Origin of the sequence: Leifsonia sp. NPDC056665 (genome assembly GCF_042791795.1) — a bacterium.
Classification (GTDB): domain Bacteria; phylum Actinomycetota; class Actinomycetes; order Actinomycetales; family Microbacteriaceae; genus Leifsonia.
Genome location: NZ_JBHTXK010000005.1, coordinates 45761 through 58054 on the forward strand (window position 1 = coordinate 45761; position 12294 = coordinate 58054).

Genomic DNA, 12294 nt, shown 5'->3' on the forward strand with positions numbered 1-12294 from the left:
CCGCACCGCACGACACGACGGCCGGTCCTCCGGCCACTGACAGCAGGGAACGCATGGCACTCCTCCACTTCGGCTGGTTCCTCGGCGCGGGCTTCGGCGTCCAGGGCTGGGGCGACCCGAGTTACGGCGTCGGCTACGACTGGAAGCAGCCGCCGGTCTACCAGGACGCCGCGCGCGCGTTCGAGGGCGCCGGCTTCGACCTCTTCATCATCGAGGACGGCGTGGCCGTGCCCGACACCTACGGCGGCTCGGCCGAGGTGAACCTCGCCGCAGCGCGCTTCGTCCCGAAGCACGACCCGCTGCCGCTCGTGCCCTACCTGCTCGGGGCGACCTCCCGGCTCGGCATCGTGCCGACGCTCAGTGCGAGCTTCTACGAGCCGTTCACCGCCGCGCGTCTGCTGAGCACGCTGCAGCACTTCGCGGGAGGCCGGCTCGGCTTCAACGTCGTGACCAGCGGCTCCGACCTTGCCGCGCAGAACTACGGCCTCGACAAGCAGGTCGAGCACGACCTGCGCTACGACCGCGCCGACGAGTGGGTGGATGTCGTCCGCAAGCTCTGGCGGAGCTGGGAGCCCGACGCGATCGTGGAGGACGTCGCGGGCGGCGTCTTCGCCGACTACCGCAAGGTGCACACCATCGACCACGAGGGCCGCTTCTTCCGCGTCCGCGGCCCGCTCAACACCGCGCCGGCGGCGGAGGACCCGGTCATGGTGCAGGCGGGCGCGTCCGGCCGCGGCCGCGACTTCGCCGGCAAGAACTCGGACGTGGTGCTGGCGCTGGCCTCCACCGCCGAGCGGATGCGCGAGTACCGCGACAGCATCCGGGAGGTCGCCGTGCAGCACGGCCGCCCGGCCGACGCGGTGAAGGTGCTGTTCGTCGTGCAGCCGATCCTCACCGCGAACGCCGAGGAGACCGCGAGCGTCCGCGCCGCGCGCGCCGAGCTGACGCAGGCCGCGATCGACGAGCAGCTCCAGTCGATCAGCTACCTGACGGGCGTCGACTTCAAGACCTTCGACCTCGACGCCCCGCTGCCGGACGTGACCACCAACAGCAACCGCGGCACGCTCGACAACTTCGTCTCGTCGGCTCCGGCCGGCTCCACGCTGCGCGAGATCCTGCAGACCCGGGCGAAGAAGGACGGCCTGGCCATCATCGGCACGGCCGACGAGGTGGCCAACCACCTGGGCGAGCTGGGGGAGGCCGTCGGCGGCGACGGGTTCCTCTTCACCGGCCAGGTGCACCCGGCCAACGTCCACCGCACGCTCGACCCGCTGGTGCCCGCCCTGCGGCGGCGCGGCCTGCTGCGCACCGAGCTCGGCGACGGCGGCCTGCGGCAGAACCTGGCCGACTTCTGAGATGGGCATGGTCTTCTGAGATGCGCACCGTCCGATTCGGCGCGCAGCCTCCGACCGTCTCCGACATCGCGGCGGTCGCGGAGGGCGCTCCGGTCGAGCTCGACACCGACGCCCGGGCGACGCTCGCGGCCTCCCGCGCCGTGGTCGACCGCGCGATCGAGTCGGGTGAGCCGGTCTACGGGCTGAACCGCCGACTCGGCGCCGGACGGGACGACGCGGTGGACGCCGGCGAGCTGGCGGCCTTCCAGCGCCGCACCATCGCGAACCACCGCGGCGGCGTCAGCGAGCCGCTCACCGAGATTGAGGCGCGCGCGGTGGTCGCCGCCCGGCTCGCCGGCTTCACGCGCGGGGGAGCGGGCGTGCGGCCCGAGCTCGCCGACGCGTACGCGGCACTGCTCAACGCGGGCGTGACGCCGCGCATCCCGTCGCGCGGGTCGGTGGGGGCGGCGGACCTGACAGCGCTGGCGGAGGTCGCCGCTGTGGTCATCGGCACCGGGGCCGTACTGCGTGATGGCGCGGAGGTGCCGGCAGCGGAAGCGCTCGCGGACGCCGGCCTCCACCCGATCGAACTCGCACCGCACGAGGCGCTCGCCGCCCTCAGCGCCAACGCGCTGAGCGTGGGCGTCGGCTCGCTCGCCGCCGTCGCCGCCCGGCAGCTGGCCGAGGCGGCCGACCTGGTCGTCGCGCTGTCGCTGGAGGCGGTCGCCGCGCACGGCCCGGCAGGCAACCTCAGCCCGTACGCCGAGGCCGTGGCCGACGCGCGCGGAGGCGAGGGCCAGCGTGCGTCCGCCCAGGCGATCCGCGCGGCCCTGGCCGGCAGCGCCCTGGAGGCGACAGACCGCACGGTCAGCGTCCAGGACCCGCTCGCCTTCCGGACGGCGCCGCAGCTCCACGGCGCACTGCGGGAGGCCGTCGCCCGCCTCCGCTCCGAGCTGGAGGTGGAGCTCGCCGCGCGCTCGGAGAACCCCGTGGTCGACCTCCCGAGCGGCCGCCTGATCTCGGGCGGCAACTTCCAGGCGCTGCCGCTGGCGCTCGCGCTGGAGAACCTCCGCGTCGCCCTCGCCCATGTCGCCGAGGCGTCGGAGCGTCGCAGCGCCGCCCTCTCGCTCGCGCTCGCGCCCGCCCGGCGCGACGGCCGCACGCGAGTCCCCGGCCTCCTCCTGTACGCGGCGGCCGACGCCGTCGCCGAGGTGCGCCAGCTCGCTGCGCCCGCGACCCTCGGCAGTTCGACGCTCTCCGGGGTGGAGGACCACGCGACCTACGCGCCGCTGGCGCTCCGCCTCCTGCAGCGGTCGCTCGCGCTCACCGGCGAGGTGCTGGCGATCGAGGCGCTGCACGCCGCCGACCTGCTCGGCGTCCTCGACGCGGTGCCGACTGGCGCGGGCACGGCCCCGCTCGCGGCGGCGATCACCGGCGCCCTCGGCGCGGCGCCGTCCGCCGACGCGCTTGTGCGCAGCACCGAGCGCCACCTCCTCGGCTGACGCTCCACACATTCGTGCCGAATGTCGCGTTTGGTGACCTGATTCACGACCATTCTGCACGAATCGGGACGCGCGCTAGAGGTCCTTGCGGAAGGCGAGGTACGAGACGCGCTCCCAGTCGCCGTCGAGGTCGAACAGCGGCGAGTAACCGAGCGAGATGTACAGCGCGACCGCCTCGGGCTGGCGGGCGCCGGTGGTGAGCACGATCGTGCTGATGCCGCGGCGGGCGGCCTCCGCCTCCAGCTCGCTCATCACCCGGCGGGCGAGCCCCTGCCGGCGGAACGCGGAGTGCGTCCAGACCCGCTTGACCTCGACGGTGGCGTCGTCCTCCCGCATGAACGCGCCGCCCGCGACCGGGGTGCCGTCCTCGTCCACGAGCAGCAGGAACGTGCCGCCCTCCTCCGCGGTGAAGCGCTCTGCGGGATACCGCGACAGCTCCGCCGAGGAGGGGATGCCGTCGTTGAATCCGTAGCGTTCGTCGTACTCGCGGGAGAGCTCCTCGACCAGCGGTGCGGCGAGCGGATCGTCGGGGCGGGTGACGACCACGCGAGCCGTCGCGGCGAGGCCGGATTGCGGTTGGATCACGACCCGACCCTAGCGTGGCGGCGCGCGTCGCGCGCATTCGATGTCACCGGGGGTCGCAAACAACGGATTCCGCGCAAAGAAAGACGAAATCTCTGCGAAACTTGCAGGAAAACTGGCGTTTCACGCGCGATTTAGTATGCGTATAACGCGTGGGGCCTAGGGTATTCTCCCCTTACCCCTCCCTGCACATCCTGCACCAGGAAGAAGGACAACTACCATCATGCGCATCCGTTCCGTGGCCCCCGTGGCCGCCCTCGCCGCCGTGGCAGCGCTCGCGCTGTCCGGCTGTGTCGACAACTCCACCCCCTCGTCGAGCGGCTCAGCGTCGAGCGCCGCGTTCGACGTGAAGAAGGACGACTCGCTCGCGAACAGCGTCCCCTCAAAGATCAAGTCCGCCGGTGTCCTCACCGTCGGCATGGACGACACGTACCCGCCGAACGAGTACAAGGACGACAACGGCAACCCCGCCGGCTGGGAGGTCGACTTCACCAACGCGATCGGCCAGAAGCTCGGCCTCAAGATCAACTACGCGATCGCCAAGTTCGACAACATCATCCCCAGCATCACCGGAGGCAAGGACGACTTCGGGATGTCCTCGTTCACCGACACGGTCGAACGCGAGAAGCAGGTCGACTTCGTCAACTACTACAACGCCGGCATCCTGTGGGCGTCCGCCAAGGGCAAGACCGTCGACCCGGACAACGCCTGCGGCATGAAGGTCGCCGTCCAGTCGACCACCTACGAGGACACCGACGAGGTCCCCGCCAAGTCGAAGGCCTGCACCGACAAGGGCAAGCCCGCCATCCAGGCGCTGCGCTACGACAACCAGGACGACGCCACCAACGCGGTCATCCTCGGCAAGGCGGACGCGCTCAGCGCCGACTCGCCCGTCACGCTGTACGCCGTGTCCAAGTCGAGCGGCAAGCTCCAGGCCGCGGGCAAGACCTTCGACGTCGCGCCCTACGGCATCCCGGTCGCCAAGAACTCCGACCTGACCCCGGTGCTGCAGAAGACCATCCAGGCGCTGATCGACGACGGCACCTACAAGAAGATCCTCGACAAGTGGGGTGTCGCCGACGGCAGCGTCACGAAGGCGGACCTCAACGCAGCGTCGAAGAGCTGACCTGATGTCCCAGGGCATTCCTGCCGGTCCGGCGACGGGGGCAGCCCCGTCGCCGGCCGGCGCCCCGCCGTCCGAGCCGATCAAGGCGATCAAGCTCCGCCACCCGTGGCGGATCGTGTTCGCGGTCGTGATCGTCCTGCTGTTCGTCTGGTTCATCATCGACGCCTCGCAGCGCTCCGCCTACGGCTGGCAGTACGTCGGCAAGTACGTCTTCGACAAGCGCATCAGTGCTGCTGCGCTCGTGACCCTCCAGCTCACGATCTACTCGATGGTCATCGGCGTCATCCTGGGCCTCGTTCTGGCCGTGATGCGGCTGTCGCCGAACCCGGTGGTCAAGTCCGTCGCCTGGCTCTACCTCTGGGTCTTCCGCGGCACCCCGGTGTACGTGCAGCTCGTGTTCTGGGGCCTGTTCTCGCTGATCTACCCGCACGTCTTCCTCGGTGTGCCGTGGACCGACGTCGGCGTGACCTTCGACCTCGGCTTCATGCAGAACGCGTTCATCATCGCGATCATCGGCCTGGCGCTCAACGAGGCCGCCTACATGGCGGAGATCGTGCGCGCAGGACTCCTCTCGGTCGACAGCGGCCAGGAGGAGGCCGCGACGGCCCTCGGCATGTCGTGGTGGCAGACGATGACCCGCATCGTCATCCCGCAGGCCATGCGCGTGATCATCCCGCCGACCGGCAACGAGGTCATCTCGATGCTGAAGACCACCTCGCTGGTCGCGGCGATCCCGCTCACTACCGACCTCTACGGTGTCGCGCGTGACATCTCGGCGGTCACCTACACGCCGATCCCGCTGCTGATCGTCGCCTCGCTGTGGTATCTGCTGTTCACCTCGATCCTGATGGTGGGCCAGTACTTCCTCGAGAAGCGCTTCTCGCGCGGCGTCAACATGCGCCGACCGGACAACAAGGAGCCGGCGCTCGCCACGGGCGCTCTGCCCGCGGCCGGCGCACCCGACGGCAACGACCTGGGAGGCAAGGGATGACCGACACGACGCAACGGGACACAACCGCGCGGGCCGGCGTCACGCCGATGGTCCTGGCCGAGGGCGTCTCCAAGAGCTTCGGCTCCAACGAGGTGCTCAAGTCCATCACGCTGTCCGTGCGGCCGGGCGAGGTGCTCTGCATCATCGGCCCGTCCGGGTCGGGCAAGTCCACCTTCCTGCGCTGCATCAACCACCTGGAGCGCGTGGACGCCGGCCGCCTGTCGGTCGACGGCCAAGTGGTCGGCTACCGGCAGCACGGCGACAAGCTCTACGAGCTGAAGCCGAAGGAGGCCTCCCGCCAGCGCCGCGAGATCGGCATGGTGTTCCAGCGCTTCAACCTGTTCCCGCACATGACGGCCCTCGAGAACATCATCGAGGCGCCGATCCGGGTCAAGGGCCTCCCGAAGGCGCGGGCCGTGGAGCGGGCGAACGAGCTGCTCGTGCGCGTCGGCCTCGCGGACAAGGGCGACCACTACCCGTCGCAGCTCTCCGGCGGCCAGCAGCAGCGCGTGGCGATCGCTCGCGCGCTGGCGATGGACCCGAAGCTCATGCTGTTCGACGAGCCGACGTCCGCCCTCGACCCCGAGCTGGTCGGCGAGGTGCTCGACGTGATGAAGGGCCTGGCGGCCTCCGGCATGACGATGGTCGTCGTCACCCACGAGATGGGCTTCGCCCGCGAGGTCGCGGACGAGCTGGTCTTCATGGACGGCGGCGTCGTGGTGGAGTCCGGCGACCCGCGCGAGGTGCTCGCCAACCCGCAGCACCAGCGCACGCAGGCCTTCCTGTCCAAGGTGCTGTAGCCGGAACGGTGCACACCGGCTCTGCCAGGATGAGGGGATGACCGAGAACAGTCGTCCCCTCGTCCTGGTCACCGGTGTCGGCCGGCCCGCCGCGATCGGGGCCGGGATCGTCCGGCGGCTGGCCGCCGACGGCTGGGATGTGGCGTTCGCGGACCTTGAGCCGGAGCCCGGATTCCCGGAGGCCCTGGCCGAGGAGGCGGGGTCGCCCGGCGCCCGGGTGGTCGGCTTCACAGCCGACTTGTCGACCGAGGACGGCCCGCAGGACCTCATCCGCCGCGTGCGCGCCGAGCTGGGACCGATCCGGGCGCTCGTGGGCAGCCACGCCTACTCCGTCGACAGCGGGCTCCTCGACACGAGCGTCGCCGCGTTCGACCGGCACTTCGCCGTCAACACGCGCGGGAGCTGGCTGCTGATCCGCGCGTTCGCCGAGCAGTTCGAGAGCGAGCCGGGTTCCGGCCGCATCGTCGCCCTCACCAGCGACCACACCGCGCACAACCTCCCGTACGGCGCCAGCAAGGGCGCGCTCGACCGCATCGTGATCGCGGCCGCCGTGGAGCTCGCACACCTCGGCATCACTGCCAACCTCATCAACCCGGGCCCGATCGACACCGGCTGGATGACCCCCGGCCTCGCCGAGACCCTCGCCGGCGAGACCGCCCTCGGCCGCCTCGGCCGCCCGCAGGACACCGCCGACCTGGTCGCGTTCCTGCTCTCCCCGTCCGGCGGCTGGATCAACGGCCAGCTCCTCCACTCGAACGGCGGCTTCCACCTCCCCGTGTGAGCCCCAGCAATCCGTTCCGGAGTTGTGTACGCCCATCGACGGCGTGTTGCGTACACAACTCCGGAACGGATTGCCTCGGTCAGCCCCCGAGGACTTTGCGGATGCGCTGGAGCGACACGGTCTCGGCGGTGCCGAGCGATTGCGCGAACAGCGACACGCGGAACTCCTCCAGCATCCAGCGGGCGTGCACCAGGTTCTCGGGCGCGTGCGGGGCGGGCGGGATGCGGCCGCCGGCCTCCGTGTAGAGCGCCGTCGCGGTCTCCACCTGGGTCTGCCAGGCGCGGTCGCGGCCGGGGTTCGTCGGCAGCGCCTGCATGCGCTGGGTGATCCCGTTCACGTAGCGCGGCAGGTGCGCGAGCTGGACGAGGCCGGTCGCCGAGACGAAGCCGGGCCCATCCTTCTTGTCAGCCCAGACCAGCCCGCCGAGCTGCGTCTTGGCGTCGTTGAGCGACGGCAGGTACGCCAGCGCCGTCGTCCCGCCGATCGCCTTCTCGGCGGCGCGCGCCGCGGTCAGGATGCGGGTGACCAGCGCGACGGTCTCGAACATGGAGTCCATCACGACCCCGGACACCCGGTCGCGCACCGCCTCGAACTCGGCGCGCATGAAGAGCTGGCCGTCCGGCTTCATCCGGTACAGCACCGAGTCGATCACCGCGAGCAGGCAGTCGTCGAACAGCGCCTTCGTGTTCGGGTACGGGCTCGCCGCCAGCGTCAGCTTCTCGTTGGCGGTCAGGTGCTGCTGCACGTACGCGACGGGCGACGGGATGCTCGCGAGCAGCAGCCTCCTGACCCCGCCGGGCAGCGCGCGCGCCTGCTCGGTCGGTGTCGACATCAGTCGGATGCTGACGCTCGCGCCGTCGTCCACCAGCGCGGGGTAGGCGCGGATCGTGTTCACGGTGCCGCCCGGGCCCTTCTGCGTCGTGTCGAGGTGGCGGGGCAGCTCCTCCAGGTCCCAGGTGGTGAGGCCGGAGCGCTCGATCGCGTCGGGCGTACGCGCCTCCGCGACGCGGGCGACCGAGTCGCGGGCGCGCGAGCGCAGTCGCTCCTGCAGCGCCATCAGGTCTTTGCCGCTCGCGAGCGGGCGGCCGCGTTCGCCGAGCACCTGGAAGGTCGGCCGCAGGTGGGCGGGCAGCCGCTCCAGGTCGAAGTCCGTTGCGCTGACCCGCGAGCCGGTCTGCCGCGAGATGGTGGCCGCGAGCGTCTCGGCGAGGGAGGCCGCGGGCCGGCGCCCGGCGTGGGCATCCATCCCGGCCGCGCTGGACAGCTCCCCGAGCAGGCGCTTCGCCCAGTCGGCGGCGGGCACGACCTGGCGGCGGATCGCCTTCGGCAGCGACTTGATCATGGCCGTGACCAGATCCTGGCGGAGGCCGGGCACCTGCCAGTCGAAGCCGTCCGGCACGAGCCCGGCGAGCAGCGGGAGCGGCACCTGCACGGTCACGCCGTCGTCCTCCGCGCCCGGCTCGAAGCGGTAGCGGAGGGTGAGCCGCTGGTCCCCCTGACGCCAGACCGGCGGGAAGGCGTCCTCGTCGATGCCGGCCGCGTCATCCTCGAGCAGCGCCTCGGCGGTCATCGTCAGGAGGTCGGGCGTCTCGGTGCGCGCCTTCTTCCACCAGCCCTCGAACGAGCGCGTGGAGACCACGTCGGCCGGGATGCGCGCGTCGTAGAACTCGAACACGGCCTCGTCGTCGTTGAGGATGTCGCGGCGGCGGGTGCGCTCCTCCAGCTCACGCAGCTCGGCGAGCAGCGTGCGGTTGGCGCGGTCGAACGCCTGCCGCGAGTCCCACTCGCCGTCCACGAGCGCATGCCGGATGAACAGCTCCCGGGACAGCTCTGCGTCGATGCGCGCGTACTGGACCCGGCGCCGCGGGATGATCGGCACCCCGTACAGAGTGACCCGCTCGTAGGCGACGACCGCGCCCTGGCTCTTCTCCCAGTGCGGCTCGCTGTACTGCCGCTTGCACAGGTCGCCCGCGATGGGCTCGGCCCAGGCCGGGTCGACGGCCGCGTTCATCCGCGCGAACAGCCGGGAGGTCTCCACGAGCTCGGCGGACATGATCGCGTTCGGCTGCTTCTTGGCGAGCGCCGAGCCGGGGAAGATCACGAACCGGGTCTGCCGCGCGCCGAGGTACTCGGACTGGCGCTGGCCGCGCGCGGAGCCCTTGTTGCCGGCCAAACCCCCTGATGAGTTCTGCCGTACGTCTTTGAGCCCGAGGTGCGACAGCAGCCCGGCGAGCAGCGAGCGGTGGATGCCGTCCGAGTTGATCGACGGCTCGCCGATGGTCAGCTCCAGCGGGCGGGCGAGCTGACGGAGCTGCCGGTAGACGTCCTGCCACTCGCGCACGCGCAGGAAGTTGAGGTACTCGGCCTTGCACAGCCGCCGGAACGCGCTGGAGGACAGCTCGCGCTGCTGCTCCTCCAGGTAGTTCCAGAGGTTGAGGAGCGTGAGGAAGTCGCTGGTCGGGTCGACGAAGCGCGCATGCTTCTCGTCGGCGCTGCCGCGCTTCTCGACCGGGCGCTCGCGGACGTCCTGGATGGTGAGGCCGGCGACGATCGCCATGACCTCCCGCGACGTGTTGTGCCGCTTCGACTCCACGACCATGCGGGCGAACCGCGGGTCGATGGGGAGCCGGGCGAGCTGGTTCCCGATCTTGGTCAGCTCGATGCCTCCGGAGCGGGTGGACGAGCGGGTCGCGCCGAGCTCGGCCAGCAGGTCGAGGCCGTCCTTGATGCCGCGGGAGTCCGGCGGCGTCAGGAACGGGAAGGCCGCGATGTCGCCGAGCCCGAGCGAGATCATCTGCAGGATGACGGCCGCCAGGTTGGTGCGCAGGACCTCCGGCTCGGTGAACTCCGGCCGCTTCTCGAAGTCCTCCTGCGAGTACAGCCGGATCGCGATGCCGTCGCTCGTGCGGCCCGACCGGCCGGAGCGCTGGTTGGCGCTCGCCTGCGAGATGGCCTCGATCGGGAGGCGCTGCACCTTGGCGCGCGTGGAGTAGCGGCTGATGCGGGCGGTGCCGGCGTCCACCACGTACTTGATGCCGGGCACGGTGAGGCTGGTCTCGGCCACGTTGGTCGCGAGCACCACCCGACGCCGGACGCCGGGCATGGTGGAGGGCTGGAAGACGCGGTGCTGCTCGGCGGAGGACAGCCTCCCGTACAGCGGCAGCACCTCGGTGCCGGGGAGATTGCGGCCGCGGATCGCGTCGGCGGCGTCCCGGATCTCGTTCTCGCCGGAGAGGAAGACGAGCACGTCGCCTGCCGCCTCGCGGGCCAGCTCGTCGAGGGCGTCGTTGATGCCCTGGAGGTAGTCGCGGTCGACGCCGGGGACCGGGTCCGGGTCGTCCTCGTCGGCCTCCAGCGCCTCGGCGACGAGCGGCCGGTAGCGCAGCTCCACCGGATAGGTGCGGCCGGAGACCTCCACGATCGGCGCGGGCGTGCCGTCCGCGGCGGCGAAGTGCGCGGCGAAGCTCTCCGGGTCGATGGTGGCGGAGGTGATGATCACCTTGAGGTCGGGCCGCTTCGGCAGCAGTTCGCGGAGGTAGCCGAGCAGGAAGTCGATGTTGAGGCTGCGCTCGTGCGCCTCGTCGATGATGATCGTGTCGTAGGCCCGCAGCAGCCGGTCGCGGTGGATCTCGTTGAGCAGGATGCCGTCCGTCATCAGCTTGATGCGGGTGGCCGCGGACACCCGGTCGGTGAAGCGCACCTGGTAGCCGACGAGCTCGCCGATGCTCTGGCCCAGCTCCTCCGCGATGCGCTCGGCGATCGTGCGGGCCGCGAGCCGCCGCGGCTGGGTGTGGCCGATGCTCTCCCTGCCGAGTTCGAGGCAGATCTTCGGGAGCTGTGTGGTCTTGCCCGAGCCGGTCTCGCCGGCCACGATCACGACCTGGTTGTCGCGGATCGCGCGCGCGATGTCGTCCCGCATCTGGCTGACGGGCAGCTCGGGCGGGAAGACGATGCGGGGGAGGGCGACCGGTGCGGACATGAGCCCTCCAGTCTATCCGCCCGGCGGACATCTACAGCTTCGCAAAACTCTTGTGCACGCAGAGTACTTTGTGTTACAAAGTTTGCATGAATGAGAACCTGCCCGGCGACGCGCGGGAGATGCTGGACCTCATCGACGGCCAGCAGCGTCGTGTCAGCCGTGAATACCGCCTCCCTGTCGTCTGGCTGTACACCGTGTGGGCGGTGGCCTGGCTGGTCGGCTTCCTCGCCCTCTACCTCGCGCAGCTCGGCGTGGTCGACCCGGTTGCGGCCGGCATCGTCTTCGGCGTGCTGATCGCCGGCTCGATCGTGGCCTCCGCCGTGATCGGCTCGCGCATCGGCCGCGGCGTGCGCGGGGAGTCCCAGTACGCGGGCACCGTCTACGGCGTCTCCTGGTCGGTGTGCTCCGTCGCGTTCGCGCTGCTCGGCATCGGCATGATCGTGCAGGGCCTGGCGGGCGACTTCGCCGGACTGTACTTCCCGAGCGCCTACGCGCTGATGTGCGGCACCCTCTACCTCGCCGGCTCCGCGATCTGGCACGACCGGCTGCAGCTCGTCCTCGGCCTCGCCTTGCTGGTCGTGGGCGCGGTCGCGCCGTTCCTCGGCCTCGGGCCGAATCTCCTGCTCATGGCCGTCGCGGGCGGCGTGATCTTCGGCGCAGGAGCGATCGTCACCCTCCGGATGCTGCGCTCCCCGAGCTCCCGGCGGCGGTGACCGGCGTGGACGAGCTGGACCCGATCATCCACGCCGCCGCCCGCCTCAAGATCACGGCGACCCTGGCGACGGTCGCGGAGGGCGGCAGCATGTCGTTCCCGCGCCTCCAGGAGCTGCTCGACCTCACCGCGGGCAACCTGGCGACGCACCTGCGCAAGCTGGAGGACGCCGGCTACGTGGAGGTCGAGAAGACGCACCGCGGCCGCGTCCCGGTCACCTACCTCGCGCTGACCACGTCCGGCCGCCGCGCGTTCGAGGACTACACCGCAGCCCTGAAGTCCATCCTCGGCACGTGACCCCCGTTAGCAGACGCCGAAGGGCACGTCGTTGTCACTTTCGGACGCCGTAAGTGACAACAACGTGCCCCTCGGCCGAAGCGGGGGCACGTGGGAGTGGCGCGAACTGGGCATTGTGGGCGCGTGCACCGTGACGTAGGTTTCCCTCAACCCGACCGGGTCACGTCACAGTCGACGAAGGAGCCCCGCC

10 protein-coding genes are annotated in these 12294 nt (G+C 70.9%); 8 read left to right on the top strand and 2 right to left on the bottom strand.

Features of this window, described 5'->3' with window-relative positions:
* Window positions 1-53 precede the first annotated feature (53 nt).
* Together ACFQ9V_RS07135 and ACFQ9V_RS07140 are read left to right on the top strand one after the other, a co-directional pair.
* Window positions 54-1355: an NtaA/DmoA family FMN-dependent monooxygenase gene (locus ACFQ9V_RS07135; RefSeq protein ID WP_382458474.1), complete on the top strand. Its 1302-nt coding sequence runs from the start codon at window positions 54-56 to the stop codon at window positions 1353-1355.
* 20 nt (window positions 1356-1375) lie between these two features.
* Complete coding sequence (locus ACFQ9V_RS07140) at window positions 1376-2836, top strand: aromatic amino acid lyase (protein WP_382458475.1); 1461 nt, start codon at window positions 1376-1378, stop codon at window positions 2834-2836.
* A gap of 75 nt (window positions 2837-2911) precedes the next feature.
* Here ACFQ9V_RS07140 and ACFQ9V_RS07145 read toward each other — a convergent pair whose 3' ends face one another.
* Entirely contained in the window at window positions 2912-3421 is a 510-nt protein-coding gene (locus ACFQ9V_RS07145; protein WP_382458476.1) for a GNAT family N-acetyltransferase, read from the bottom strand.
* A 220-nt stretch (window positions 3422-3641) separates the two neighbouring features.
* On the opposite strand from ACFQ9V_RS07145, the gene ACFQ9V_RS07150 reads away from it, so the two are divergent.
* Genes ACFQ9V_RS07150 through ACFQ9V_RS07165 form a run of 4 tightly spaced genes read left to right on the top strand, consistent with a single transcriptional unit; the run spans window position 3642 to window position 7116 of the window.
* On the top strand, window positions 3642-4544 hold the full coding sequence (locus tag ACFQ9V_RS07150) for an ABC transporter substrate-binding protein (RefSeq protein WP_370054301.1): 903 nt from the start codon (window positions 3642-3644) through the stop codon (window positions 4542-4544).
* Between the two features lie 4 nt (window positions 4545-4548).
* The gene (locus ACFQ9V_RS07155; protein ID WP_382458477.1) at window positions 4549-5535 is read left to right on the top strand and encodes an amino acid ABC transporter permease; all 987 of its coding nucleotides are present in this window, start codon (window positions 4549-4551) and stop codon (window positions 5533-5535) included.
* Between the two features lie 47 nt (window positions 5536-5582).
* Window positions 5583-6335, top strand: a complete 753-nt coding sequence (locus ACFQ9V_RS07160) for an amino acid ABC transporter ATP-binding protein (protein WP_382458639.1) — start codon at window positions 5583-5585, stop codon at window positions 6333-6335.
* Between the two features lie 37 nt (window positions 6336-6372).
* A complete protein-coding gene (locus ACFQ9V_RS07165) occupies window positions 6373-7116 on the top strand; it encodes an SDR family oxidoreductase (RefSeq protein WP_382458478.1) in 744 nt (247 codons plus the stop codon).
* Between the two features lie 79 nt (window positions 7117-7195).
* Here ACFQ9V_RS07165 and hrpA read toward each other — a convergent pair whose 3' ends face one another.
* Window positions 7196-11095 carry an ATP-dependent RNA helicase HrpA gene (hrpA, locus tag ACFQ9V_RS07170; RefSeq protein WP_382458479.1) on the bottom strand — a complete coding sequence of 1300 codons (3900 nt, stop codon included), beginning with the start codon at window positions 11093-11095 and terminating at the stop codon, window positions 7196-7198.
* Window positions 11096-11181: 86 nt separating this feature from the next.
* On the opposite strand from hrpA, the gene ACFQ9V_RS07175 reads away from it, so the two are divergent.
* Together ACFQ9V_RS07175 and ACFQ9V_RS07180 are read left to right on the top strand one after the other, a co-directional pair.
* On the top strand, window positions 11182-11808 hold the full coding sequence (locus ACFQ9V_RS07175) for a hypothetical protein (protein WP_382458480.1): 627 nt from the start codon (window positions 11182-11184) through the stop codon (window positions 11806-11808).
* A 5-nt stretch (window positions 11809-11813) separates the two neighbouring features.
* Window positions 11814-12104 (top strand): transcriptional regulator, encoded by a 291-nt coding sequence (locus tag ACFQ9V_RS07180; RefSeq protein ID WP_382458481.1) that lies wholly within the window; start codon window positions 11814-11816, stop codon window positions 12102-12104.
* The last annotated feature ends 190 nt before the right edge of the window (window positions 12105-12294 follow it).